We start from the raw sequence: 25,178 nt of genomic DNA on the forward strand, positions 1-25,178 counted from the left end.
GACGGAGAGGGCTGGATCAGTTATGGAAGAGCCGCGTCGCCTCGGCGGCCGGTACGAGCTGGGCTCGGTGCTCGGCCGTGGTGGCATGGCCGAGGTCTACCTCGCGCACGACACCCGGCTGGGTCGGACCGTCGCTGTGAAGACGCTGCGGGCCGACCTCGCCCGCGATCCGTCCTTCCAGGCACGGTTCCGCCGTGAGGCCCAGTCGGCCGCCTCGCTCAACCACCCGGCGATCGTCGCCGTGTACGACACCGGCGAGGACTACGTCGACGGCGTGTCCATCCCGTACATCGTGATGGAGTACGTCGACGGGTCGACCCTCAGAGAGCTTCTGCACTCTGGCCGCAAGCTGCTGCCGGAGCGGACCCTCGAGATGACGGTCGGGATCCTCCAGGCGCTGGAGTACTCGCACCGCGCCCAGATCGTGCACCGTGACATCAAGCCCGCGAACGTCATGCTGACGCGCACCGGCCAGGTCAAGGTCATGGACTTCGGTATCGCCCGCGCCATGGGCGACTCCGGGATGACCATGACCCAGACCGCCGCGGTCATCGGGACGGCCCAGTACCTCTCCCCGGAGCAGGCCAAGGGCGAGCAGGTCGACGCACGCTCCGACCTGTACTCCACCGGCTGCCTGCTCTACGAACTGCTGGCGGTCCGGCCCCCGTTCGTCGGTGACTCCCCGGTCGCGGTCGCGTACCAGCACGTGCGTGAGGAACCGCAGCCGCCGAGCAACTTCGACTCCGAGATCACGCCCGAGATGGACGCCATCGTCCTGAAGGCACTGACCAAGGATCCCGACTACCGCTACCAGTCGGCGGACGAGATGCGCGCCGACATCGAGGCCTGCCTCGACGGCCAGCCGGTCGCCGCGACCGCGGCCATGGGAGCGGCGGGCTACGGCGGGTACGACGGCTACGGCAACGACCAGCCCACCCAGGCGCTGCGGTCGACGGACCAGGGCGCGCAGACCTCGATGCTGCCCCCGGTCAATCCGGACGACGGCGGCTACGGCTACGACGACCGACCGGGCCGACGGCGCCAGAAGAAGAACAACACCTCGACGATCCTCCTGGTCGTCGCCGGTGTCCTGGTGCTCATCGGCGCGATCCTCATCGGCATGACCCTCTTCAGCTCCAACGACGACGGAACCGACGGAAAGGTCGACGTGCCGAACATGGTCGGCTCCACGGTCGAACAGGCGCAGAGACTCGCCGAGAACTCGGAGATCGTCCTGAAGGTCGGCTCCAAGGAGCCGTGCGAGGCCCAGGAGAAGGGCAAGATCTGCAGCCAGTCCCCCGGCTCGCAGGAGCAGATGGCGACGGGTGAGACCGTGACGGTCGTCGTCTCCACCGGCGCGCCCAAGGTCGAGGTGCCGGACGTCCTGGAGAAGTCCGAGGAGAGCGCCCGCAAGGCCCTGGAGGACAAGGGCTTCACGGTGAACGTCAAGACGGCGGAGTCCGAGAAGACCCCCGACTCGGTCATCTCGCAGGACCCCGAGGGTGGTTCGAAGGTCGAGAAGGACACCGAGGTCACGATCACGGTGGCCAAGAAGACGACCGAGCCGATGCCCGACGTGCGTACCCGCCCCTACGACGCGGCCGTGCAACAGCTGAACGGCCTCGGGTTCACGAACGTGTCGAGGCAGGACGTCGACTCGGAGGAAGCAGCGGGGACGGTCATCGACCAGAGCCCGGCAGGCCCGAGCAAGCAGTCCAAGGACGTCCAGATCGTCCTCAAGGTGTCCAAGGGCCCGGCCCAGCCGGAGCAGGTCACCGTCCCGGGCGACATCGTCGGCAAGCGGTTCCAGGACGCGAAGGGCGCGCTCGAAGGCCTCGGGCTCGTGGTCGCACTCGCGCCCAACTCGTCCGACAAGCCCAACGCACTGGTGATGCAGGCCGACCCGGGGGCCAACTCCCAGGTCGACAAGGGCTCCACGGTCACCCTCACCACCATCGGGGGTGGCGGGGGCGACGGGGGCGGCTTCTTCGGCGGCCAGAACGGCTAGCCGGACCGCCCCACGCAGCACGCGGCAACGACAGGGCCCCGGCCACCTCACGGTGACCGGGGCCCTTCCGCTCGATCGACCGGCGCTACCGCAGCTCCGCCGGCTTCGTGCGGTCCCGGTCGACCTTCTCGGTCCGCACCAGCTCACCCCACACGATGTAGCGGTACTTCGACGTGTAGACAGGAGTGCAGGTGGTCAGCGTGATGTAGCGGCCGGCCTTCTTCGCGCCGGACTCCTTGGGCACCGGGGCGATCGTGTCGACGTTGAACTTCGACGTCTCCGGAAGCTCCGCGAAGACCTTGTAGACGTACCAGGTGTCCTTGGTCTCGAAGACGACCGCGTCGCCCTTCTTCACCTTGTCGATGTTGTGGAACTTGGCGCCGTGCCCGTCCCGGTGTGCCGCGAGGGCGAAGTTGCCCTGCGCGTCCTCGGGGAGGGCCGACTTCACGGGATCCGTGTAGTACCCGGCGATGCCGTTGTTGAGCGTCTCGGTGTCGGTGCCCTTCTTGACCAGCACCTCGCCGTTCTTCATGGCGGGCACGTGGAGGAAGCCGATGCCGTCCCCGGTGTCCAGGGCCCCGGGGCCACCCGCCCAGCGATCGCGGACGGTGTCGCCCTGCCTGTGCGCCTCACGGTCGGCCAGCACGTTGGTCCACCACAGCGAGTAGACGACGAACAGGCCCAGCACCAGCCCCGCGGTGATCAGCAGTTCACCGAAGAGGCTCACCGCCGTGGCGACGGGGTGGCGGCTCCTGCGTCGCACCGGGGCCACAGGCTCGTCGGTGCGCTCTTCGTGCTCGGTCCTCGCTGCCACCGCACCCGTCCCTGTCGTGATGTCGTCCAGCCCGCGTCAGCCGACGAGCGCGTCGGGCTTCCCCTTGCTGCGCGGCCGTTCGTCGACCATTTTGCCCCACACGATCATTCGGTACGTACTCGTGAATTCCGGCGTGCACGTGGTCAGCGTGATGTACCTGCCCGGCCCGGTGAAGCCGGAGCCCGGAGGCACTTCGTCGATCACGGCCACGTTGGACGGCGACGTCTGCGGGAGGATGCTGGTCATCTCGTACGTGTAGTAGGCGTCCTGCGTCTCGACCACGATCGGATCGCCCGGCTTCAGCTTGTTGATGTAGCGGAAGGGCTCGCCGTGGGTGTTGCGGTGGCCCGCCACCGCGAAGTTCCCCTGCTCCGCCGAAGGCATCGCGGTCTTCAGCTTGCCCTCGCCGTAGTGACCGATCATGCCGCGGTCGAGGACCTTCTCCTTGTCGATGCCCTCGGCGATGGGCGCGACCACGTCCAGTTTGGGGATGTGCATGATGGCGAATCCCTTGCCGGGCTCGAAGACGCCCGGACTCCGCTCGCCGCTCGCCCAGTCGTCCTGGATCTTGTTCGTCTCGCGGCCGGCGATCTGGTCGGCGCGGACGTTGGTCCACCACAGCTGGTAGGTGACGAACAGGAGCATCAGCACGCCGAAGGTGATGAACACCTCGCCGACGACCCTGCTGGCGACGACGGCGGGGCTGTCCTTGGCGGCGCGGGCCGCGCGCCTGGCCTCCAGCCGGGACATCGGGACCGCGGGCTCCGCCGTCCCTGCCCCCGCTGCCGGGGTGGGCCGGGGTTCGGCACGCCGTCGTCCGCGTCCCTTGGCCGCACGCCTGCGCTCGGCCCGGCCTCCCGTCGGCAGCGGTTCGGAGCCCGGATCCGATGCGCCGGGGGCGTCGGGCCGCGACGGAGTACGGGTGTCGGCGGTGCGCAGCGCGACGGTCTCGTCGTTCCTGACCGGACCGGCCTCACCGAGGGACGGCACGGGGTCAGGGCCGGACACCGCCGGCACCGGGGCGGGCTCGGGCACCGCCGTCGCCGGGAGGGGCATCCCCGCGAGGGGATCGGATATCACCGCGGTCCCCTGGACCGTGGCCGACCCGGGAGCGGCCGTCGGCTCCTGCTGCCCGTACCAGTCCCTCCGGTACCCCTCCGGGTCGTACCACTCACCTGGGGGCTCCATAGGCCCCTGAGCCGCCGTCTGGGGCATCTGGTGCGCCTCCCCCGCAGGCGGGGTCGCCGCCTCGGACCGGTACCAGGAGGCGTTCTGCCCGGGCAGAGGATCGTTCAGCGGGTCCGCGAGCTGCTCCACCGCCGCCTCGAACGTGCCGTCGGGCTCGTACGCTCCCTGCGCGTACGGGCCCTCATGGCCGGAGTCGGGGCGGAGTGAGGTCACGCGGCAGCCTTGCCCACCACCGGAGCGAGTCCCGCCGATCTCGCGACGGCACCCTCGTCACCACACCGCTCCAGCCAATTGGCGAGCATGAGGTGGCCGTGCTCGGTGAGCACCGACTCGGGGTGGAACTGCACTCCCTCCACGGCGTGTTCACGGTGACGCAGCCCCATGATGATGCCGTCGGCGGTGCGCGCGGTGACTTCGAGCACGGGCGGAACCGTCGCGGGCTCCGCGGCGAGCGAGTGGTAGCGCGTCGCGGTGAAGGGGGACGGCAGACCGGCGAACACCCCCCTGCCCTCGTGCAGTACGGGGGAGGTCTTGCCGTGCAGCAGCTCGGGCGCCCTGTCCACCACGCCTCCGTACGCGACGGCCATCGACTGCATACCCAGGCAGACGCCGAAGACCGGGACCCCGCTGCGCGCGCAGTGGTGCACCATCTCGATGCAGACGCCGGCCTGCTCGGGTGTGCCGGGGCCGGGTGACAACAGGACCCCGTCGAAGCCGTCGTCGGCGTGCGCGGTGGTCACCGCGTCGTTCCGCACCACCTCGCACTCGGCGCCGAGTTGGTAGAGGTACTGGACGATGTTGAAGACGAAGCTGTCGTAGTTGTCGACGACGAGGATGCGTGCGCTCACCGGCCGGCTCCCGCTCCGCCGGCGCCTTCGCCGTCCACCGTCACGTCACCGAACGGGAGCAGCGGCTCCGCCCAGGGGAAGACGTACTGGAAGAGCGCGTAGACAACGGCCAGGGCCAGCACGAGCGAGATGAAGCCCCGCACCCATGCGTTGCCCGGCAGATGCCGCCAGATCCAGCCGTACATGCTGTTGCCTCCATTCGGTACGGCACCAGACTAAACGGCCGGGGCACGGGCGTGGGTCAGCTGGGGAAAGCCGCACCCGGGGGAGCCCCCCACGGGGATGCGTGCGCCTACGGGGCCCGGCGGTCCGGGCCCTCGCGGGTCACTGCACAGGCTGTGCGTAATGGAGGTCGACGGTGCCCGAATAGCCGGGAAGCGTCAGCCTGTCGTCCTCCTCGACCTTCCACCCCAGCCCGTACGCCTTCACGTAGAGCTGGTAGTTCTGGATCGCCGTGGAGTCGTTGAGCGCCTGCCTGAGCTTTCCCCGGTCGCCGACGGCGGTGACCTTGTACGGAGGCGAGTAGACCCGCCCCTGCAGGATCAGCGTGTTGCCGACGCAGCGCACCGCGCTGGTGGAGATCAGCCGCTGGTCCATCACCCGGATCCCGCGGGCGCCGCCTTCCCACAGGGCGTTGACGACGGCCTGCAGGTCCTGCTGGTGGATGACCAGGTCGTTGGGCTGCGGATCGGGGTACCCGGGATTGGCGGTGGCGTTCGGCGGGGCGTCGTTCAGCGTGACGGAAAGCGCCTCACCGGTGACCTCCGTGGTGCCGGCCGCCTTCTCCAGCGCGTCGAGTTTCGCGTCCTCGGCACGGGTGCTCCCGTCGTCGCGCCGGGCCAGGGTGTCGATGTCCGCGCGCACGGAAGCGGTGGATTCGTCCAGTTCCGCGTTCTTCTCGCTGCGCTGCTGAATGAGGTCGGAGAGCTTCAGCAGAGAGGAGTCCGTACGGATATCGGTCCCCTTGGCCGTATTGGCACTGGTGACGAAGATCAGCCCGGCCAGCGCGAAGACAGCAGCGGTGAGGGCCTGGACCGGCCGACGGGACATGCGCCGGGCCGGGCCTCGAGGGGAGTCGGCAGAATTGCTCAACGTACCCTTATCTCCTTAGGCGCCACGGAAGCACTACGCTAACGGACGCCCCGGGGAGGCAGCATTCCCCCTCGCGCTCCGGCGCCAGCCACAGATCCCTGCGCGGTCACGCAGCGCATCGACAGGAGAGTCCCTCGTGCCGAAGTCACGTATCCGCAAGAAGGCAGACTTCACGGCTCCGCCGACGAAGCAGTCGACGAGCATAAAGCTGACCAACCGGAGTTGGGTGGCGCCGGTGATGCTGGCGCTCTTCCTGATCGGTCTGGCATGGATCGTGGTCTTCTACGTGACCGAGGGCGACCTGCCGATCGACGCCCTCGGCAACTGGAACATCGTCGTGGGCTTCGGCTTCATCGCAGGCGGCTTCGGCGTCTCCACGCAGTGGAAGTAGCTCTGCCCTGAAGTTACCCACAGAGTTATCCACAGGCAGGGGAAAAGGTCAGACGATCTGTGGATAACTTCCCTCGATGTTGACGCCGGTGTGACTACACACTTACGCATCGCGGGACGCTACGCCCCTTGTCCGGACTGGAAAAACCCAGTTCAGCGGCAAGGGGCACACGCGTTCCCCACGTCATGCACAAGATCCGGCACTCTCTGTGGACAACCGCACCCCTGGAGCAACAGATTCCACTCAGGTGAGCGCCGCGGTCCTGACGAGGACGACAGCCAGGACGGCGACGAACACCAGGGCACAGGCTCCGTACTGGACGAGCTTCCGGCGCTCGCGCGGGGGGTGGACCATGGCGACGGCGATCAGCGCTCCGGCGATCAGCCCGCCGACATGCGCCTGCCAGGCGATCCCGCCCCACGGGTTGAAGGTGAAGATCAGATTCACCACGAGCAGCGCGATCACCGGACGCATGTCGTAGTTCATCCGGCGCATCAACACGGCCGTGGCACCCAGCAGGCCGAAGACGGAGCCCGACGCTCCCAGCGTGCCTTGTGCGGGGTCGGCGATCAGGTAGGTGAGCGCGCTGCCGGCGAGCCCCGAGAGCAGATAGAGCGCCAGATAGCGCGCACGGCCGAGAGCGGCCTCCAAAGGCCCCCCGAGCCACCACAGCCCCAGCATGTTGAAGGCGATGTGCCAGACCTCCTGGTGCAGGAACGTCGATGTCACCAGGCGGTACCACTGCCCCTCGGCGACGCCCTGGTAGCCGGCCGAGCGCTCGTCGACGTAGGCGCGGCCGAACAGCAGGAGATCGTCGCGAAGGGCCGGATGGGCCAGCACACCCACGAAGACGGCGAGGTTGATGCCGATGAGAATCTTGGTGATCAGCCTGGGGTCGGCCGCGACGCTGCCGCCGGCCAGGGTCCGCGGTCGGCTCGCCGCCGGGTGGTGGCCCGTACCGGCCCCTTCGCGGACGCAGTCCGGGCACTGGAAGCCCACCGACGCCGGGATCATGCAGTCCGTACAGATCGGCCGCTCGCACCGGGTGCAGCGGATTCCCGTCTCCCTGCCCGGATGGCGGTAGCAGGTCGGCGGACCACCCGCGGCCGCGGCCCCGCCCTGGTCTTCCGGCGGCTGCTGATCCATCGGTCACGGCCCCTTCGGTCCTCGTCCGCGGAGGAGGCACACATGCGATCGCCCCACTCGCCCGTTATGTAGCAGTACGGACGAGCAGGGCGGTTGGTTCCCACGGAGAGGGCGGCCGTCGGGCCGGTGGCCGGAAGCCGGCCGCCCGACGGTCAGCGGGTCTCGATGACGACCGACTCGATCACCACGTCCTGGAGCGGACGGTCGGTGCGGGGGTTGGTCGGAGCGGCGGCGATGGCGTCCACGACCTTCCTGCCCGCGTCGTCGGCGACCTCGCCGAAGATCGTGTGCTTGCCGGTCAGCCAGGCGGTGGGCGACACGGTCACGAAGAACTGCGAACCGTTGGTTCCCGGACCGGCATTGGCCATGGCCAGGAGATACGGCTTGGTGAACGCGAGATCGGGGTGGAACTCGTCGCGGAACTCGTACCCCGGGCCCCCCGTACCGTTGCCCAGCGGGTCACCGCCCTGGATCATGAAACCGCTGATGACACGGTGGAAGACAGTGCCGTCATAGAGCTTGTCGGTGGACTTCCTGCCGGTCTCCGGGTTGGTCCACTCACGCTCGCCCCGGGCGAGCTCGACGAAGTTCTTGACCGTCTTGGGGGCGTGGTTCGGCAGCAGCCGGATCGCGATGTCGCCCTGATTGGTCTTCAAAGTGGCGTAAAGCTGCTCGGCCACGATCTGCCTTCCCTAAGTCTGCGCTGATGACCACCGATCCTCGCACGGGGCGCCGCCCTCGCAGCCCGGTCACGGCCCTGGGCGAGCGGCACTCACCTCGTTGCCCGCTTTCCTGCACCTTTCCCACACTTCCGGCGGGATATATGCGACCAGGTGTCCGGTGGAGCGGAGCACCCCGACACGAACCGTGGCATCGTCGGCGACACACCCCCCTCGCTCTGCTTTGAACAAGAATGTCACTCATGACCCGGATGCCCGTCCCGCATGGCGCTCAAGGCACCAGCGGGCATGATTTTGAAATGGGTGGATAGGCGGAGTACCTACCCGCCACCAAGGAGGAGGATCCCGTGACCCGCATCGACAGCGTGCGCGCCGCAACCTACTCGGCGAAGGACAGCGCGCAGCACGCCGCGGAAGTGGTGGCGCCCTACGCCGACACGGCCAAGGAACAGGCCGCGCACTACGCGCAGGAGGCTCGTGCACGGCTCGCGCCCAAGATGTCGAAGGCAGCCGCGCAGGCCCGCGTCCAGTACGGCGCGCATCTGGCACCACGCATCGAACAGGCGTTGACCCATGTGCCACCCAAGGTCGACGAGGCCGCGCACAAGGCCGCTGTCCGGACACGCAGCGCCGCCCGCACCGCCGCGGACTACACAGTGCCGCGCGTGGAGTACGCGGTAGCGGCGAGCCGGCCTGTCGCGGAGGAGGCGACCGCCCGAAGTGCGGCCGCGCTCGCTGCCCTCCGCGGCCAGGTGACCGCCAAGGAGGTGCAGAAGCTCGTCAGGAAGCACGAGCGCCGAGCGAAGGCGGGTCGGGCCGCCAAGGGCTTCCTCGTGCTGGGCATCCTGGCCGGCGGAGCCCTCGCCGCCTGGAAGTGGTGGGACAAGCAGGCCAACCCGGACTGGCTGGTCGAGCCGCCCGCCCCCACCGAGGTGGACGACGGTCGCGCTCCTCTGACGTCGGTCGACGGCAGCGGCCAGACCGTACTGGACCCGGAAGTCCGCGCCAAGCAGGACGAGGCCGAGTCCGGATCCGACCCGACGGACGGCACCGACCACCGCTGAACCGGCCCGCCGGTGAAAGCCCGCGAGGGGCGCCGAAGACCGCATGGTCTTCGGCGCCCCTCGCTGTGTTTCACGTGAAACCGATACGCCGAAGCCTGGCCACCCAGAGCCCCTGAAGAACGCCGCGAGCAGAAAAAATCCCCTCCGACCGCGCGATCCGCAGGTCGGAGGGGATGTGTATGTGGAGCCTAGGAGATTCGAACTCCTGACATCTGCCTTGCAAAGGCAGCGCTCTACCAACTGAGCTAAGGCCCCGAAAACCGGACATCACTGGGCACATCCATGCCGCGACATCCGACCCAGAACAGAGTACCGGGTGACCCCCCGAATCCTGCAAAAGGATTGGGACTCCCGGCCCGCAACGGCTCTCCGTAAGATGCACGACGAGGTTCGCAGCAGCGAAGCCGCAGCGAAGGGGAGACGCAATGGACGCAGCGCAGCAAGAGGCCACGGCTAGAGCCAGGGAGCTCCAGCGCAGCTGGTACGGAGAGCCACTGGGGGCGCTCTTCCGCAGGCTGATCGACGACCTCGGCCTCAATCAGGCACGCCTCGCAGCCGTTCTCGGGCTGTCCGCGCCCATGCTCTCCCAACTGATGAGCGGACAGCGGGCCAAGATCGGCAACCCTGCGGTCGTCCAGCGGGTCCAGGCACTTCAGGAGCTCGCCGGCCAGGTCGCGGACGGCAGTGTCAGCGCGGGAGAGGCCACGGCCCGGATGGAGGAGATCAAGAAGTCTCAGGGCGGCTCGGTCCTGACCAACACCGGCCAGACGTCCACCACCGGTGGAGCCCCCACCGTGCGGCGTGTGGTCCGTGAGATCCAGTCACTGCTGCGCTCGGTCGCGGCGGCGGGCGACATCATCGACGCGGCCGACTCCCTCGCCCCTGACCATCCGGAACTGGCAGAGTTCCTCAGGGTGTACGGCGCGGGACGCACCGCGGACGCGATCGCGCACTACGAGGGACACCAGAGCTAGGTCGGACCCCAGGGCCCGGGGGCCGCCCCGGGCCGACGGATCCGTGGCAGTATCCCGGCAGCCGGGGCACGAACCTCAACGGGACGGGAGCGGGCGCAGCGCAATGGGTGAGGTCTTCGCTGGTCGGTACGAGCTGGTCGATCCGATCGGACGTGGTGGGGTCGGGGCGGTCTGGCGCGCGTGGGACCATCGGCGCCGCCGGTATGTGGCGGCCAAGGTCCTGCAGCAGAGCGACGCGCACACGCTGCTGCGTTTCGTCCGTGAACAGGCGCTGCGCATCGAACATCCGCATGTGCTCGCGCCGGCCAGCTGGGCCGCGGACGACGACAAGGTCCTGTTCACCATGGACCTGGTCAGCGGCGGTTCGCTGGCACATGTCATCGGGGACTACGGCCCGCTGCCCCCTCGCTTCGTCTGTCTTCTGCTCGATCAGCTGCTGTCCGGACTGTCCACGGTGCACGCCGAGGGGGTCGTGCACCGCGACATCAAGCCGGCCAACATCCTGATGGAGGCCACCGGTACGGGACGTCCGCATCTGCGGCTCTCGGACTTCGGCATCGCGATGCGCAAGGGCGAGCCGCGGCTGACGGAGACCAACTACGTGGTGGGAACGCCCGGTTACTTCGCACCGGAGCAGATGATGGGCGCGGAGCCCGACTTCCCCGCCGATCTGTTCGCCGTGGGCCTGGTCGCGCTCTACCTTCTCCAGGGCCGGAAGCCGGACGCCAAGGCGCTGATCGAGTACTTCGCCGCGCACGGCACCCCCGGAGCACCCCAGGGAGTACCGGAGCCCTTGTGGCAGGTGCTCGCCGGTCTGCTGCAGCCGGACCCGCACGCCCGTTTCCGTACGGCCACCGGCGCTCGTAAGGCGCTGACCGCCGCGGTCGAGATGCTGCCGGACGCCGGCCCGGACGACGAGCAGGTGGAGGTGTTCGACCAGATCGGCCCCCTGCCCGCCGGCTTCGGTCCCGACGGGCCGGAAACGCCCGCCGACGGGCCGCAGGCGCCCGCACAGGACGTCGGGGGCACGTCACCCTCCCCACAACCGTCACAGACGCCGTACGCGCCTCAGGGACCCGGCCGACAGCCGTACGCACCACAGGGAGCAGCGGGTCAACAGCCGTACGTACCAACCCCGTCGATGTCGGAGACGGGCAGTTTCCATCTGGCACCGCCCCCCGCGCACCCTGCTCCTCTTCCGCAGCCGGCACAGCCGCAGGCCCCCGGGCCGCTTCCAGCTCACGCCGGGGCGCCTCACGTCGCCCAGGATCTCGCCCACGCCACCACGGCCGCCGTGCCGTACGGTGCGCCGCCCACCCGCGCCTACACCGCCGGGCACCTGCAGGATCCCGGAAGTGCGGTGCTTCAGCCGACACCCGTGAGGCGACCGGGACCATCTCCGAAGGTGGCGGTTCCGGTGCTCGTGGTGGCACTGATCTGTTTCGCGGTGGGCATCTGGGCGCTCACCCAGGCCTGAGCCGCCCTAGCGGCCCTGCGGGGGACTTCCGGGAGTCGGCCGGCCGTCGGCCCCGGGCTGCGCGGCAACGGGTACGGCTCGGCGCCTGGCCAGCAGCGTCCACGCCCCCAGCCCCAGAACCAGGACTGAGCCCGCGCCGATGCCGGCAGCCGCCACCAGCTTCATCGTGCCGCTCGCACCGGCCTCGGGCGCACTCAGACCGCTCTTGGCCATGTCCCTGTCGTCGTCCGTGACCCCGAAGATCCCGGCGTCCCCCCGGTAGGGCGACGGCTTGCGGTCGTTGACGACCTTGACCCTGAGCGTCAGCCCGATGGGGTCGTCCCCGTAGTGCTCGGCAACGTCGGGTGAGAGCGTCACCGAGAGGTAGTACCAGCCGGCGAATCGCATGGCGCTGACGTCCGCCCCCGCGTCGTAGCGGTTCTCGTACGCCACCGGGGGCAGCGGGTCCAGGGCAACCGAGTTGGGCGCCCCGGAGTACGACAGCGTCGCGTCGTCCACATGGCCGTGTGCCGGGTTGTCCAGGGCCAGGGCCAAGGCGTTGCCCAGGTACTCCGTCGACGTGCCGCTGTTGCTCAGCGCGGCCGTGGCGAAGATCTGCTGGCCCCAGTCCACGGGCACCCGGTAGAAGCGGGTCTGCCCGGGGGCCACGGAGTCCGCCCATTCACCGGACTCCAGGCTGGTGGCGTCGTAGAAGCCACTGCCACCGGTCCGCTCCTGCCTGCCGACGGGCGGCACGGGCGAGGCGGAGGGCCAGTCCTCCGGAGCTTCGGTCGGCAGCGATCCGCCGTCCTTCAGCGCCGGCTCCTGCTCATGGCGCAGTTCGAGTTCCCAGGGCTCGGAAGACGAAGTCGCCTTGCTCTCCCGCTCGATCAGGACGTTGTAGGTGCCGCTCGCCGCACAGGTGGTGCTGTCCTTCTCCACCGTCCGGTGTGCGTACGCGGCGATCGGGCGGGGGAACTCCGCCGACTCGAAGGCCGCGTCCTCGGAACTGCACCGGGTGTCGTCCAGGTCCCTGATGCTGATCGTGATGCCGTCTCCGTAGGCGACCTTCCCGCCCGCCTTCGGCACGGCCACGGCGGAGACGTACGCATCGGTCGCGTCGTCGAGTTCCAGGCGGTAGTAGAGCTTCTGCCCCGGCCCGATCGAACTCCGGTAGACCGAACCGGCTTTCAGCTCCGTCGCGTCGGCGTTCGTCTCCGCGCCCTGGACCGCCACCGCCGCAGGGTCGAAGGTGTACTCCGTGGGGCCGTCGGCCGCGTGCCCCTGGCCCGGCATCGCCGCCACCGCGCATACCGCCGCGATCGTCGCGAGTGTGGCCCGGCCCCTGCTGCGCTGCCTGTTCACGCGCTCCCCCTCGTCGTATACGTGCTGCCCCGCGCCGCCCGCGTCTCAGCGGGGACCCGACGACCGGGACGATCACGGCGCCCGCTGCGGCCGGCGGCCGTGATGTTCGACCATCCTGCCCCGCCCGCACCACCGCTGTCTGTGGCCCCCGTCCCGTCGCCGTGCCTCCGCGCCCACCCGTGCGAGACCCGGCCGCCCGCCGACACCGGGCCCGGGGGGCCGGGGGCCGGGACATGAGAGCTCTCCCAATTCGCTTATGCAAGCAATTCATTCACTTTAGTGAACAAATGGACCGGAGAGGCACCGTTGAGTTCCGGACAGCAGAAAGCCCCGGCCGCTCGGCGGCCGGGGCTTCTAGCAGACTGTTCCGTCTCACACACCTGAACCTGCGGGCACGGAGTCGGTCGCCTCCGTCCACAGATCCTGCTCGGCGCGATCCGCCTGGATCTGGCGGTACACGAGGAGCCCGCCGATGGCGGCCAGTGCGACCAGGAGAAGCTTCTTCACCGCGCGACCTCGTCTTTCCTTGACGTAAGGGACTTCTGCCGCCCGACTATACACACCGGCCGATACCGTTCGGTGACCTCCCCGGAACCCGGCCGCCACCCGCTTCGAGCCCTTCTCGGAGCCCTCTGTCGCAGCGCTGGGCAGCTTTTCGAACCGGTTGAACCATACGAGTGGTGTTCATCGGAAGATCGGCGAACCGGGGGCGTCGGTCCCGGTTTCCGTGGACCGGATCCACATCATCGGAAAGGTAAGCAAACCGGACCACCTGAAAGCGAGGGGCCATGAGCGCCTTCAAGGTCAAGAGCATCTGGACCGCCTTCGTCACCGCCTTCTTCGCGATCCTCGCGTCGCTGGGTCTCGCCACGGCCCAGGCCACGGCCGCGGAACCCGCGGTCACGAGCCACGAGCACACGGCTGCGAACCCGGCAACCGCGCCCACGCAGTCGGTGCGATGGACCCTCCCGCGTGACAGGGCGCTGCCACCCACGATGAAGCAGCGCATCCGCGCCGAGGCCCACGGCTCCTCGCCCGCCACCCGCCAGTTGTCGGCCGACTCCACGGACGCCACGCACGCGACGGACAGCACCCGCTCCGGCCACAGCGCCTCACCTGCCGGGGACTCGGCCCCGCTGCCGCCCTGAGGGCACCGAGAACGCCACCCAGGCCCCTGGTCCGGTTCACACCGGCGGGGGCCTTTTCCATGCCCCCGCACAGGCGGTCGCCGAGACGCGAACGCGGAGGTGCCACGGCACCGCCGCCACTCGCACCCCGCACACCAGGCGGTTCAGCGGTCGGTGGCCAGGTGGCCGGTAGCCGGACAAGCAGCCGTGACGGCGCTCACACCGGCCCGCGCCTCGACGCCACGTCCCGCTCGCGCCCGCATACGCAGAAGGCCCCCACCGTTTCCGGTGGGGGCCTTCTCGCTGGTGGGGCTAACAGGATTTGAACCTGTGGCCTCATCCTTATCAGGGATGCGCTCTAACCAACTGAGCTATAGCCCCGCCGCGCTGTTGCGCTGACTTCTGAAGATTAGCGCACGTCGGGGCCAGTCCCAAAATCGATACCCGGCGCCCTACTCGTCCTCGGCGAGCGTGAGCTCCACGCCACCCACGAAGCCGGCCGACAGGTTGTAGATGAAGGCGCCCAGCGTCGCCAGCGCGGTGGCCAGCACCACATCGATCACCGCGATGACCGAGGTGAAGATGAGCACGCGCGGCAGCGACAGGAACGACTGCAGATCGAAGCCGTTGCTCTCGTTCGAGCCGGTGGCCTCGCTGATCGTGCCGCCCACGGTGGAGAAGACGCCCATCGCGTCCATCACCATCCACAGGACGGCGGCGGCGACCACCGTGCAGATACCGAGGGCGATGGAGAGCAGGAAGCTGACCTTCATCACCGACCACGGATCGGCCTTCGCGACCCGCAGACGCGCCTTACGGGTACGCGGAGTCGTCCGCGCCCCCGTGCGGGGCAGCCGCGTCGCCTGCCCGCCGCCTGTGGCGCCCTGCGCACCGCCCTGTGTGCCTCCGCCCTGCGTACCGCCCGCAGGGGACGCGTACGCCTGCGGCGGGTGGTAGGGCCCCGCCTGGCCCGAAGCGGGCTCCCGCTCACCGGGCAGAGGCCCGGTCGCGTACCCCTCGTACTGAGGTCCCCGAGTGTCCGTCACAGTTCCCCCTTGGGAGTCCGTGGCAGGGCCACGGGCGCCGTTCGCGCCTCCCCCGGAAGCGGCCGAACCTGCGCCCGTGGCTCCACTCACGCTCTACTCCTCGTGCTCCCCGGCCGAAGGCGCCGTGCCCTCGACTGTGCCCTCGACCACGGTCTCGGCATGAGCCTCGCCCGTGGCGCCTTCGGCCTCATCGGTCCCGTCGACCTCTTCGGCCTCACGACCGGCCTCGGCGTTGCGCGCGATGCCGACGACGGCATCCCGCTTGCCCAGATTGATCAGTTGGACGCCCATGGTGTCACGGCCCGTCTCCCTGACTTCATTGACTCGCGTACGAATCACACCGCCGCCGAGCGTGATGGCGAGGATCTCGTCCGCTTCCTCCACCACCAGCGCACCGACGAGGGAACCGCGGTCCTCGACGATCTTGGCGGCCTTGATGCCGAGACCACCACGACCCTGGACGCGGTACTCGTCGACGGCGGTGCGCTTCGCGTAACCACCGTCGGTGGCAGTGAACACGAACGTACCGGGCCGGACAACATTCATCGAGAGCAGTTCGTCGCCCTCGCGGAAACTCATGCCCTTCACGCCCGAGGTGGCGCGGCCCATCGGGCGCAGCGCGTCGTCGGTCGCGGTGAACCTGATCGACTGGGCCTTCTTGCTGATGAGCAGCAGATCGTCCTCGGCCGACACCAGTTCCGCGCCGATCAGCTCGTCGTCCGCGCCGCTCTCCGTCTCCCGGAGGTTGATCGCGATGACGCCGCCGGAACGGGGCGAGTCGTAGTCCTTCAGCGAGGTCTTCTTGACCAGGCCGCCCTTGGTCGCCAGGACCAGGTAGGGCGCGGCCTCGTAGTCGCGGATCGCCAGGATCTGTGCGATCTGCTCGTCCGGCTGGAACGCCAGGAGGTTCGCGACGTGCTGGCCACGCGCGTCCCGGCCGGCGTCCGGCAGCTCGTACGCCTTGGCCCGGTAGACCCGGCCCTTGTTGGTGAAGAACAGCAGCCAGTGGTGCGTCGTCGACACGAAGAAGTGGTCGACGATGTCGTCTTCCCGGAGCTTCGTGCCACGCACGCCCTTGCCGCCGCGCTTCTGCGAACGGTAGTCGTCCGTCTTGGTGCGCTTGACGTAGCCGCCGCGGGAGATCGTGACGACGATGTCCTCCTCGGCGATGAGGTCCTCGATGGACATGTCGCCGTCGAAGGGCACCAGCTTGGAGCGCCGGTCGTCGCCGAACTTGTCGACGATGGCGGCCAGTTCCTCGCTGACGATCTGACGCTGCTTCTCGGGGGAGGCCAGGATCTCGTTGTACTCGTTGATCTTCGCCTGGAGTTCGTCGTGCTCGGCGGTGATCTTCTGGTGCTCCAGCGCGGCCAGGCGGCGCAGCTGCATCTCCAGGATCGCGTTCGCCTGGATCTCGTCGATCTCCAGAAGGCCCATCAGGCCCTCACGCGCGATCTCCACGGTGTTGCTGCGACGGATGAGGGCGATGACCTCTTCGATCGCGTTCAGCGCCTTGAGCAGGCCGCGCAGGATGTGGGCCCGCTCCTCGGCCTTGCGCAGCCTAAACCGCGTGCGCCGGACGATGACCTCGATCTGGTGCGTCACCCAGTGACGGATGAAGGCGTCGATCGACAGCGTGCGCGGCACCCCGTCGACGAGCGCCAGCATGTTCGCGCCGAAGTTCGACTGCAGATCGGTGTGCTTGTAGAGGTTGTTCAGCACGACCTTGGCGACCGCGTCACGCTTCAGCACGACGACCAGGCGCTGGCCCGTGCGCGAGGACGTCTCGTCCCGGACGTCCGCGATCCCGCCGACCTTGCCGTCCTTGACCAGGTCGGCGATCTTCTGCGCCAGGTTGTCGGGGTTCGTCTGGAACGGCAGCTCGGTGACGACCAGGCACTGGCGGCCCTGGATCTCCTCGACCGCGACGACCGCCCGCATCGTGATGGAGCCGCGTCCGGTGCGGTACGCCTCCTCGATGCCCTTGCGGCCCACGACCAGTGCGCCGGTGGGGAAGTCGGGGCCCTTGATGCGCTCGATCAGCGCGTCGAGCAGCTCCTCGTGCGAGGCCTCGGGGTTCTCCAGGTACCACTGGGCCCCTGCGGCGACCTCGCGCAGGTTGTGCGGCGGGATGTTGGTCGCCATGCCGACCGCGATGCCGGCGGAGCCGTTGACCAGGAGGTTCGGGATGCGCGCCGGCAGGACCGTCGGCTCCTGGTTGCGCCCGTCGTAGTTGTCCTGGAAGTCGACGGTCTCCTCGTCGATGTCCCGGACCATCTCCATGGACAGCGGCATCATCTTGCACTCGGTGTACCGCATGGCGGCGGCCGGGTCGTTGCCCGGGGAACCGAAGTTGCCGTTGGAGTCCACCAGCGGCATCCGCAGCGACCAGGGCTGCGCGAGGCGCACCAGGGCGTCGTAGATGGAGGAGTCGCCGTGCGGGTGGTACGTGCCCATGACGTCACCGACGACGCGGGCGCACTTGTAGAACCCCTTCTCGGGGCGGTATCCGCCGTCGTACATCGCGTACAGCACCCGGCGGTGGACCGGCTTGAGGCCGTCCCGTACGTCGGGCAGCGCACGCGACACGATGACGGACATCGCGTAGTCGAGGTAGGAGCGCTGCATCTCCGTCTCGAGCCCCACGGGCTCGACACGCATGCCCACGCCCGGGACGGTGGGCTCCTCTTCGGGCATCACAGGGGTGTTCTCGTCGGCCATTGCTGGTCAAAGTCCTTTCGCACTGCGGCTTGCTTGTACGGCCGACTCAGATGTCGAGGAAGCGGACGTCCTTGGCGTTACGCTGGATGAACGAGCGGCGCGCCTCGACGTCCTCGCCCATCAGCACCGAGAACAGGTCGTCGGCCTGCGCCGCGTCGTCCAGCGTGACCTGGCCCAGCACACGGTGGTCGACGTCCATCGTGGTGACGCGCAGCTCCTCGGCGTTCATCTCGCCGAGGCCCTTGAAGCGCTGGATCGAGTCTTCCTTGATCCGCTTGCCGTTCTGCTTGCCGAGCGCCACGAGGGCGTCCCGCTCCCGGTCCGAGTACGCGTACTCGAAGTCGTCCCGGCCCCACTTGATCTTGTAGAGCGGCGGGCGCGAGAGGTAGACGTTGCCCTGCTCCACCAGCGGCCTCATGAAGCGGAAGAGGAAGGTGAGCAACAGGGTGTTGATGTGCTGACCGTCGACGTCGGCGTCCGCCATCAGGATGATCTTGTGATAGCGGAGCTTCTCGATGTCGAAGTCCTCGTGGACCCCCGTGCCGAAGGCCGAGATCAGCGCCTGCACCTCGGTGTTCTGCAGGATCTTGTCGATCCGGGCCTTCTCGACGTTCAGGATCTTGCCGCGGATGGGCAGGATCGCCTGGTACATCGGGTTACGGCCGGACTTCGCCGAACCACCGGCGGAGTCACCCTCGACGATGAAGATCTCGCACTTCGTCGGGTCGTTGGACTGGCAGTCGCTCAGCTTGCCGGGCAGCGAGGCGCTCTCCAGGAGCCCCTTGCGCCGGGTGAGGTCACGCGCCTTGCGGGCCGCGACACGGGCCGTGGAGGCAGCGATGCCCTTACGGATGATGTCGGCGGCCTCGTTCGGGTTCCGGTCGAACCAGTCCGTCAGCTGCTCGTGGACGACCTTCTGGACGAAGGTCTTCGCCTCGGTGTTGCCCAGCTTGGTCTTCGTCTGGCCCTCGAACTGCGGCTCGCCCAGCTTCACCGAGATGATCGCCGTCAGACCCTCGCGGACGTCCTCACCGGTGAGGTTGTCGTCCTTCTCGCGCAGCAGCTTCTTGTCGCGCGCGTACCGGTTGACCAGCGAGGTCAGCGCCGCACGGAAGCCTTCCTCGTGCGTACCGCCCTCGTGCGTGTGGATCGCGTTGGCGAAGGAGTAGACACCCTCGGTGTACTGCGTGTTCCACTGCATGGCGATCTCGGCCGAGAGGAGCCGGTCCTTGTCCTCGGCCTCGATGTCGATCACCGACTGGTGAATGAGCTCTCCCTTGCGGGAGTTGAGGTACTTGACGAAGTCGACGATGCCGTTCTCGTAGTGGTACGTGACCGTGCGGGTCGACTCCTCGTCGGGGACGTCGACCACCTCGGCGCTGTCGGCGCCCGCCGTGGCCTTCGCCTCCTCACGCTCGTCGGTGAGCTTGAGGGTGAGTCCCTTGTTGAGGAACGCCATCTCCTGGAAGCGCCGCGAGAGCGTCTCGAAGGAGTAGTCGGTGGTCTCGAAGACGTCGCCGTCCGCCCAGAAGGTGACGCTGGTCCCCGTCTCCTCCGTGGCCTCGTGACGGGCCAGCGGGGCGGTCGGGACGCCGAGCTTGTAGTCCTGGGTCCAGCGGTAGCCGTCCGTCTTGACCTCGACGGAGACGCGCGTGGACAGGGCGTTGACGACGGACACACCGACGCCGTGCAGACCGCCGGAGACGGCGTAACCGCCGCCGCCGAACTTGCCACCGGCGTGCAGGACGGTGAGCACGACCTCGACGGCCGGCTTGCCCTCGGACGGCACGATGCCGACCGGGATGCCACGGCCGTTGTCGACCACGCGCACCCCGCCGTCGGCGAAGATCGTGACGTCGATGGTGTCCGCGTGCCCGGCCATCGCCTCGTCGACCGAGTTGTCGACAACCTCTTGCACGAGGTGGTGGAGACCGCGCTCACCGGTCGACCCGATGTACATGCCGGGGCGCTTGCGGACCGCGTCCAGGCCTTCGAGCACGGTGATCGCGCTGGCGTCGTACGAGGCGGTGACCTCGCCGGGCTCACCGGCTGTGGACGGGATGTTCTCGTTGGGGTTGCCGGAATCGGCCACGAAGCGCCCTTTCTGGCACAGCACAGGCCGTTCTCCGGCAGGCGGGAGCGGCTGCGTCGTTCGGCTTGTATCGACGACTCCCGCGAGGAAGCGGGATTGTCCACCAGTCTACCGGTAGCGCTGACATGAATGGGGGTTTGCCGGTGCCTGAGTACGCATGTGCCGCCCTGAATGAGCGGCTGACGACTCCCCATATTCAAACAGGGGCCCCGGAGGGCTCACGAGGGCTTTGTGCGCTTCGGGCTGTCAACCTCCCGCTACGGTGAGGGACGCTTCACTTTTCATGCACACCACAAAGCGGCACATAGTCGTACAGACCGGAATCCCTGCGCGGTCGGCGAATCGGGACAGAAGCGGGTGAGCCGCCGTGCGGACGTCCTCGTCCCGCCGGGGCCATGGAGGCCGTGGATCCGGGAAAGCCCTGCTCAGCCGTAGGTGTCGCCGGGACCTCTGCTCCCCGGAGTGCGGAGAGGACCGAACCTGCGCTGCGGGCCCCCCGGGCCGAGAACCTTGATCATCCGCACGGTGCCGTGTCCCAGGTCCGTGTTCAGACGGGCCACCAGTTGCGGCGCGAGCAGTCGGAGCTGCGTCGCCCACGCCGTCGAGTCGCACTGCACCGTCAGAACCCGCTCGGCCGGATCCTCGTCGTACCGCACGGGCACGCAGTGGTTGGCCAGGTCGTCACCGACGATCTGCGGCCAGCGGCCCATCACACCGCCGACCGCCGCAGGCGTCTCCCAGCCCCGCTCCGTGATCAGCCGGTTGATGGCCGAGCCCAGGGCCAGCGGATCGCGGCCGTCGGACCGGGCGCCCGACCGCAGACCGCCCCCACGTCTGGCCTGGTTCTTCTGCTGCGCGGCCGCGCCCCGGGCACGGGCCTGCTCCTTGGCGGCTCGCAGCGCCACGCGTGCCAGATCCACGCCCGAGACCTCCGGCTGCTTCGCCGGGCCCCGCGGGGCACCACCCTGATCGTCCTGGCCGCTCACAGCCGCTCCACCGCCCCGGCGGAGACCGCGTACCGCGCTCCGGCGAGCACGCCCGGAACGTCGTCGTCCACAGCCGCCGTCACCAGTACCTGCTCACCGGGGGCCACCAGCTCCGCCAGCCGCTCACGGCGGCGGGCGTCCAGCTCGGCGAAGACGTCGTCGAGCACCAGAACCGGTTCGTTGCCCTCCGTGCGCAGCAGATCGTACGAGGCCAGCCGCAACGCCAGGGCGTACGACCAGGACTCGCCGTGGCTCGCGTAGCCCTTCGCCGGCATCCCGCGCAGACCCAGCACCAGGTCGTCACGGTGCGGACCGACCAGGGTCACCCCTCGCTCGATCTCCTGCTTACGCGCCTGGACCAGGGCCGCCATCACCTGCTCGTACAGCTCCTCGCGGGTGCGCGCCGGCTCCACCTCGTCACCGACCGAACTGCGGTACTCCAGCGTCACGGGCCCGCCGCCGGGGGCGACGTCCGCGTACGCCTTGTCCGCCAGCGGCTGCAGGGTCGCGATGAGATCCAGCCGCTGCGCGAGCAGCTCCGCCCCCACCCGGCCCAGGTGCTGGTCCCAGACGTCGAGTGTGGACAGGTCCATCGAGCGGCCGCCGTGCCGACGGGCCATGGCGGCGGACTTGAGCAGGGTGTTGCGCTGCTTCAGCACCCGCTCGTAGTCGGAGCGGACACCCGCCATGCGGGGGGAGCGTGCCGTGATCAGCTCGTCGAGAAAGCGACGGCGCTCCCCCGGATCCCCCTTCACGAGCGCCAGGTCCTCCGGTGCGAAGAGCACCGTCCGCACGATCCCCAGGACATCACGCGGCCGGACCTGCGACGACCTGTTGATACGGGCCCGATTCGCGCGCCCCGGATTGAGCTCCAGCTCGATCAGCTGCGACCGCTCGCCCTGGGTGACCGCGGCCCGTACGACGGCACGCTCCGCACCCATCCGCACCAGGGGGGCGTCGGACGACACCCGATGGCTGCCGAGGGTCGCGAGATAGCCGACCGCCTCCACGAGGTTGGTCTTGCCCTGGCCGTTGGCCCCCACGAACGCGGTGACGCCCGGGTCGAGAGGGACCTCGACCCGGGCGTACGAACGGAAGTCGGCCAGCGAGAGATGCGTGACGTGCATGGTCGCCGACCCTTCCGACTGCTTGCTCTGCTGTGTTCAGCTGTGCCGCGGGCAGGCTGCTGCCCACGGCCCCGCTCTCGTGCGGTCCTACTTCTTGTTCTCGACCGCGTGGCCGCCGAACTGGTTGCGCAGCGCGGCGATCATCTTCATCTGCGGCGAGTCGTCCTGCCTCGACGCGAAGCGCGCGAACAGGGACGCGGTGATCGCGGGCAGCGGCACGGCGTTGTCGATGGCGGCCTCGACCGTCCACCGGCCCTCGCCGGAGTCAGCGGCGAAGCCACGGAGCTGGTCGAGGTGCTCGTCGTCGTCGAGCGCGTTGACCGCCAGGTCGAGCAGCCAGGAACGGATGACCGTGCCCTCCTGCCAGGAACGGAAGACCTCGCGCACGTCGGTGACGGAGTCGACCTTCTCCAGGAGCTCCCAGCCCTCGGCGTAGGCCTGCATCATCGCGTACTCGATGCCGTTGTGGACCATCTTGGCGAAGTGGCCGGCACCGACCTTGCCCGCGTGGACGGAACCGAAGTCACCTTCGGGCTTGAGGGCGTCGAAGATCGGCTGGACCTTGGCGACGTTCTCCTCGGTGCCGCCGTACATCAGCGCGTAGCCGTTCTCCAGGCCCCAGACACCGCCGGAGACGCCGCAGTCGACGAAGCCGATGTCCTTGATGCCCAGCTCCACGGCGTGCTTCTCGTCGTCGGTCCAGCGGGAGTTGCCGCCGTCCACGACGACGTCACCCGGGGACAGCAGATCGGCCAGCTCGTCGATGGTCGACTGCGTCGCGGCACCCGCCGGGACCATCACCCACACGACGCGCGGGCCCTTGAGCTTGCCCACAAGCTCTTCGAGGCTGTGGACATCGGCGACGTCCGGGTTGCGGTCGTAACCGATGACCGTGTGCCCTGCGCGGCGGATGCGCTCGCGCATGTTGCCGCCCATCTTGCCGAGGCCGACGAGACCGAGCTCCATCAGAGATTCCTTAAGCGTTGTGCCGATGTGTACCCAGGACCGAGCCTACGCCCGGGCCGGGCAGCACGGCGGGGTGCAGCACGGTGAGCCCGCTCGGCGCTGAGCCTGCCCGCCGGAAACTGCCATGACAGGGAACACGCCGGGATCAGCCGGAGAGGCGGACCGGCATGATCAGGTACTTGTACGCGTCGTCCGCCTCGGCGTCGACAGCGGGCCGGCCGCTGAGCAGCGCGGGCTTGGTCGACGTCGTGAAGGAGAGCTGAGCGACCGGGGAGTCGATCGCGCTGAGCCCGTCCAGCAGGAAGGTCGGGTTGAAGGCGATCGAGATGTCGTCGCCGTCGAGCACGGCGTCCACACGCTCCACAGCCTGTGCGTCGTCGCTGGATCCGGCCTCGAGGATCAGCACGCCCTGCTCGAAGCTGAGCCGCACCGGGGTGTTCCGCTCGGCGACGAGGGCCACGCGCTTGACGGCCTCGACGAACGGGGCGGTCTCGATGACCGCGACCGAGTTGAACTCGGTCGGGAAGAGCGTCCGGTACTTCGGGAGGTCACCCTCGAGCAGTCGCGTGGTCGTCCGGCGTCCGGCGCCCTCGAACCCGATGAGGCCCTCGCCCGCACCCGAGCCGGAGAGCGCCAGCGTCACCGTGTCGCCGCTGGTCAGTGCCTTGGCCGTGTCCAGGAGGGTCTTGGCGGGCACCAGAGCGACGGCCGAGGCCTCAGGGTTCTCGGGCTTCCACAGGAACTCACGCACGGCGAAGCGGTAGCGGTCGGTCGACGCGAGGGTGACGGTGTCGCCCTCGATCTCGATCCGGACGCCGGTCAGGACGGGCAGGGTGTCGTCACGCCCGGCCGCGATGGCGACCTGTGCCGCGGCGGAGGCGAAGACCTCACCGGGAACGGTGCCGGTGGCCGTCGGCATCTGGGGCAGCGCCGGGTACTCCTCCACAGGAAGGGTGTGGAGTGTGAACCGCGAGGAGCCACAGACCACCGTGGCCCGTACACCGTCTGTGGAAATCTCCACCGGCCGGTTCGGCAGGGCGCGGCAGATGTCGGCCAGCAGGCGGCCGGAGACGAGGACCGTCCCGTCCTCCTCGATCTCGGCGTCCACCGAGACCTTGGCCGAGACCTCGTAGTCGAAGCTCGAGAAGCTGAGGGCTCCGTCCTCAGCCTTCAGGAGAAGGCCCGCGAGAACGGGCGCCGGCGGACGGGCCGGGAGGCTGCGGGCCACCCAGGCCACCGCCTCCGCGAGTACATCGCGCTCCACCCGGATCTTCACCGGAACCGCCTCCTGCTGTTGCTCGCTCGCCCTGCTGGCCTTCGTCGTCTGAACGGGGCTCCCTGCCGAAGGGCTGGGGGAGACCGCCGGGGTCCAGTCTGACGTACGGGACCGACACTCGTTGCTGCTCGGGGTCAAGTCGCGCCGGGAGGCGTGCCGAGGTCGCCGCTCGAGTTGTGCACAGGCCCTGCTTCGAAGCTGATTCCTGGCTAACTCTGAGTGGTAGTAGTAGTAGGCCCTGTGGAAACCGTGGATAACGTCGTTTGCGCAGGTCAACATCGGTTTTTTGTCCACTGCCCCTGTGGGTGGCACCGGTGGACAACCACGCGGTTCTGTGGACACGCGAAAGTTCTGCACACCCGATGCACAGGGCGGGGTGACTTCTCCCCAGGGCTGTCCCCAGCTTTACCCCCGTTCCCCACAGCTCAATCCGCCCTCCCGGTGTGACGCCTTTCACTCTCGGCAGTGAAAGGCGGTGTCGGGTTGCCGAACAGTGGACAGGGGTGTGGAGAAGCTGGGGACAACGACGGCGTGCCTGTGGGCCGCCGGTGGACAACATCGTCGAGCACCTGTGGACGAAGATTCTGTCCACAGGCTGTGGATCATCGTTGACCACAAATCCCCAACCATGTGACCTGGCCTGATGGAGTATCGACAGCAGGCCCTGTGGACGCAATCTGGACAACTTCACAGTCCCCAGGCTGTGGATGCCGGATTCCGGCTTCTTCTGTGGAGAAGCCCTCGTCAGAGCCCTGTATTCGAACACTCCACATGGATCGAGCGGTCTCGCGAGCCGTCGGCCGGAGTGGGA

22 protein-coding genes and 2 tRNA genes are annotated in these 25,178 nt (G+C 68.7%); 6 read left to right on the forward strand and 18 right to left on the reverse strand.

The window, feature by feature from the left end; all coding sequences use genetic code 11:
- Positions 1–22 precede the first annotated feature (22 nt).
- On the forward strand, positions 23–2,008 hold the full coding sequence (gene pknB, locus IA22_RS0107185; protein ID WP_030123057.1) for a Stk1 family PASTA domain-containing Ser/Thr kinase: 1,986 nt from the start codon (positions 23–25) through the stop codon (positions 2,006–2,008).
- A gap of 85 nt (positions 2,009–2,093) precedes the next feature.
- Here the strand turns inward: pknB and IA22_RS0107190 are convergent, their stop codons facing one another.
- The 5 genes from IA22_RS0107190 to IA22_RS0107210 all read right to left on the reverse strand — a co-directional run bounded on the left by IA22_RS0107190 (position 2,094) and on the right by IA22_RS0107210 (position 5,950).
- On the reverse strand, positions 2,094–2,822 hold the full coding sequence (locus IA22_RS0107190; RefSeq protein WP_014155244.1) for a class E sortase: 729 nt from the start codon (positions 2,820–2,822) through the stop codon (positions 2,094–2,096).
- 36 nt (positions 2,823–2,858) lie between these two features.
- A complete protein-coding gene (locus tag IA22_RS0107195; protein WP_030123058.1) occupies positions 2,859–4,223 on the reverse strand; it encodes a class E sortase in 1,365 nt (454 codons plus the stop codon).
- Positions 4,220–4,858: an aminodeoxychorismate/anthranilate synthase component II gene (locus tag IA22_RS0107200; protein WP_014155242.1), complete on the reverse strand. Its 639-nt coding sequence runs from the start codon at positions 4,856–4,858 to the stop codon at positions 4,220–4,222. Before IA22_RS0107200 ends, IA22_RS0107195 begins: the two co-directional genes overlap by 4 nt.
- Positions 4,855–5,043 carry a hypothetical protein gene (locus IA22_RS0107205; protein WP_014155241.1) on the reverse strand — a complete coding sequence of 63 codons (189 nt, stop codon included), beginning with the start codon at positions 5,041–5,043 and terminating at the stop codon, positions 4,855–4,857. The genes IA22_RS0107200 and IA22_RS0107205 overlap by 4 nt, the downstream gene beginning before the upstream one ends.
- Positions 5,044–5,182: 139 nt before the next feature.
- A complete protein-coding gene (locus tag IA22_RS0107210; RefSeq protein WP_030123059.1) occupies positions 5,183–5,950 on the reverse strand; it encodes a DUF881 domain-containing protein in 768 nt (255 codons plus the stop codon).
- Positions 5,951–6,086: 136 nt separating this feature from the next.
- Between IA22_RS0107210 and crgA the strand changes: the two genes are divergently transcribed.
- Complete coding sequence (gene crgA / locus IA22_RS0107215) at positions 6,087–6,341, forward strand: cell division protein CrgA (RefSeq protein WP_014155239.1); 255 nt, start codon at positions 6,087–6,089, stop codon at positions 6,339–6,341.
- A 243-nt stretch (positions 6,342–6,584) separates the two neighbouring features.
- Here crgA and IA22_RS0107220 read toward each other — a convergent pair whose 3' ends face one another.
- Together IA22_RS0107220 and IA22_RS0107225 are read right to left on the reverse strand one after the other, a co-directional pair.
- On the reverse strand, positions 6,585–7,487 hold the full coding sequence (locus IA22_RS0107220; RefSeq protein WP_030123060.1) for a rhomboid family intramembrane serine protease: 903 nt from the start codon (positions 7,485–7,487) through the stop codon (positions 6,585–6,587).
- A gap of 152 nt (positions 7,488–7,639) precedes the next feature.
- Positions 7,640–8,167 (reverse strand): peptidylprolyl isomerase, encoded by a 528-nt coding sequence (locus IA22_RS0107225; protein WP_014155237.1) that lies wholly within the window; start codon positions 8,165–8,167, stop codon positions 7,640–7,642.
- A 347-nt stretch (positions 8,168–8,514) separates the two neighbouring features.
- Here IA22_RS0107225 and IA22_RS0107230 point away from each other — a divergent pair, with 347 nt between their 5' ends.
- Positions 8,515–9,231 carry a DUF5324 family protein gene (locus tag IA22_RS0107230; RefSeq protein ID WP_014155236.1) on the forward strand — a complete coding sequence of 239 codons (717 nt, stop codon included), beginning with the start codon at positions 8,515–8,517 and terminating at the stop codon, positions 9,229–9,231.
- 182 nt (positions 9,232–9,413) lie between these two features.
- Here IA22_RS0107230 and IA22_RS0107235 read toward each other — a convergent pair.
- Positions 9,414–9,486 (reverse strand) — tRNA-Ala (locus IA22_RS0107235).
- A 170-nt stretch (positions 9,487–9,656) separates the two neighbouring features.
- Between IA22_RS0107235 and IA22_RS0107240 the strand changes: the two genes are divergently transcribed.
- A complete protein-coding gene (locus tag IA22_RS0107240; protein ID WP_014155235.1) occupies positions 9,657–10,205 on the forward strand; it encodes a helix-turn-helix domain-containing protein in 549 nt (182 codons plus the stop codon).
- Positions 10,206–10,308: 103 nt separating this feature from the next.
- Positions 10,309–11,682: a serine/threonine protein kinase gene (locus IA22_RS0107245; RefSeq protein WP_015577900.1), complete on the forward strand. Its 1,374-nt coding sequence runs from the start codon at positions 10,309–10,311 to the stop codon at positions 11,680–11,682.
- A gap of 6 nt (positions 11,683–11,688) precedes the next feature.
- On the opposite strand, the gene IA22_RS0107250 is transcribed toward IA22_RS0107245, so the two are convergent.
- Both IA22_RS0107250 and IA22_RS37315 read right to left on the reverse strand, forming a co-directional pair.
- Positions 11,689–13,026, reverse strand: coding sequence for a hypothetical protein (locus IA22_RS0107250; protein ID WP_030123061.1), 1,338 nt, complete (start codon positions 13,024–13,026; stop codon positions 11,689–11,691).
- Positions 13,027–13,398: 372 nt separating this feature from the next.
- Entirely contained in the window at positions 13,399–13,533 is a 135-nt protein-coding gene (locus tag IA22_RS37315; protein WP_003958712.1) for a DLW-39 family protein, read from the reverse strand.
- Between the two features lie 281 nt (positions 13,534–13,814).
- Here IA22_RS37315 and IA22_RS0107260 point away from each other — a divergent pair, with 281 nt between their 5' ends.
- On the forward strand, positions 13,815–14,174 hold the full coding sequence (locus tag IA22_RS0107260) for a DUF6344 domain-containing protein (RefSeq protein ID WP_014155231.1): 360 nt from the start codon (positions 13,815–13,817) through the stop codon (positions 14,172–14,174).
- A 283-nt stretch (positions 14,175–14,457) separates the two neighbouring features.
- Here IA22_RS0107260 and IA22_RS0107265 read toward each other — a convergent pair.
- The 8 genes from IA22_RS0107265 to dnaN form a co-directional block, all read right to left on the reverse strand.
- Positions 14,458–14,534, reverse strand: a tRNA-Ile gene (locus IA22_RS0107265).
- Between the two features lie 71 nt (positions 14,535–14,605).
- Positions 14,606–15,199, reverse strand: a complete 594-nt coding sequence (locus IA22_RS0107270) for a DUF3566 domain-containing protein (protein ID WP_014155230.1) — start codon at positions 15,197–15,199, stop codon at positions 14,606–14,608.
- Between the two features lie 93 nt (positions 15,200–15,292).
- On the reverse strand, positions 15,293–17,920 hold the full coding sequence (gene gyrA / locus IA22_RS0107275) for a DNA gyrase subunit A (protein WP_014155229.1): 2,628 nt from the start codon (positions 17,918–17,920) through the stop codon (positions 15,293–15,295).
- 46 nt (positions 17,921–17,966) lie between these two features.
- A complete protein-coding gene (gene gyrB, locus IA22_RS0107280) occupies positions 17,967–20,036 on the reverse strand; it encodes a DNA topoisomerase (ATP-hydrolyzing) subunit B (protein ID WP_014155228.1) in 2,070 nt (689 codons plus the stop codon).
- Positions 20,037–20,437: 401 nt separating this feature from the next.
- Positions 20,438–20,998, reverse strand: a complete 561-nt coding sequence (locus tag IA22_RS0107285) for a DciA family protein (RefSeq protein WP_015577903.1) — start codon at positions 20,996–20,998, stop codon at positions 20,438–20,440.
- Positions 20,995–22,125 carry a DNA replication/repair protein RecF gene (gene recF / locus IA22_RS0107290; protein ID WP_014155226.1) on the reverse strand — a complete coding sequence of 377 codons (1,131 nt, stop codon included), beginning with the start codon at positions 22,123–22,125 and terminating at the stop codon, positions 20,995–20,997. The genes IA22_RS0107285 and recF overlap by 4 nt, the downstream gene beginning before the upstream one ends.
- An 87-nt stretch (positions 22,126–22,212) precedes the next feature.
- The gene (gene gnd / locus IA22_RS0107295; protein ID WP_014155225.1) at positions 22,213–23,091 is read right to left on the reverse strand and encodes a phosphogluconate dehydrogenase (NAD(+)-dependent, decarboxylating); all 879 of its coding nucleotides are present in this window, start codon (positions 23,089–23,091) and stop codon (positions 22,213–22,215) included.
- 145 nt (positions 23,092–23,236) lie between these two features.
- Positions 23,237–24,367 carry a DNA polymerase III subunit beta gene (gene dnaN / locus IA22_RS0107300; protein WP_014155224.1) on the reverse strand — a complete coding sequence of 377 codons (1,131 nt, stop codon included), beginning with the start codon at positions 24,365–24,367 and terminating at the stop codon, positions 23,237–23,239.
- Between the last annotated feature and the right edge of the window lie 811 nt (positions 24,368–25,178).

The organism is Kitasatospora papulosa, assembly GCF_000717245.1.
Taxonomy (GTDB): Bacteria; Actinomycetota; Actinomycetes; order Streptomycetales; family Streptomycetaceae; genus Streptomyces; species Streptomyces papulosus.

Excerpts from the sequence above, each read along its gene's own strand:
- recF (WP_014155226.1), bottom strand. The coding sequence starts at position 22,125 with ATGCACGTCACGCATCTCTCGCTGGCCGACTTCCGTTCGTACGCCCGG.
- IA22_RS0107220 (WP_030123060.1), bottom strand. The coding sequence starts at position 7,487 with ATGGATCAGCAGCCGCCGGAAGACCAGGGCGGGGCCGCGGCCGCGGGT.
- IA22_RS0107240 (WP_014155235.1), top strand. The coding sequence starts at position 9,657 with ATGGACGCAGCGCAGCAAGAGGCCACGGCTAGAGCCAGGGAGCTCCAG.
- gyrA (WP_014155229.1), bottom strand. The coding sequence starts at position 17,920 with ATGGCCGACGAGAACACCCCTGTGATGCCCGAAGAGGAGCCCACCGTC.
- IA22_RS0107205 (WP_014155241.1), bottom strand. The coding sequence starts at position 5,043 with ATGTACGGCTGGATCTGGCGGCATCTGCCGGGCAACGCATGGGTGCGG.
- gnd (WP_014155225.1), bottom strand. The coding sequence starts at position 23,091 with ATGGAGCTCGGTCTCGTCGGCCTCGGCAAGATGGGCGGCAACATGCGC.
- IA22_RS0107260 (WP_014155231.1), top strand. The coding sequence starts at position 13,815 with ATGAGCGCCTTCAAGGTCAAGAGCATCTGGACCGCCTTCGTCACCGCC.
- pknB (WP_030123057.1), top strand. The coding sequence starts at position 23 with ATGGAAGAGCCGCGTCGCCTCGGCGGCCGGTACGAGCTGGGCTCGGTG.
- IA22_RS0107245 (WP_015577900.1), top strand. The coding sequence starts at position 10,309 with ATGGGTGAGGTCTTCGCTGGTCGGTACGAGCTGGTCGATCCGATCGGA.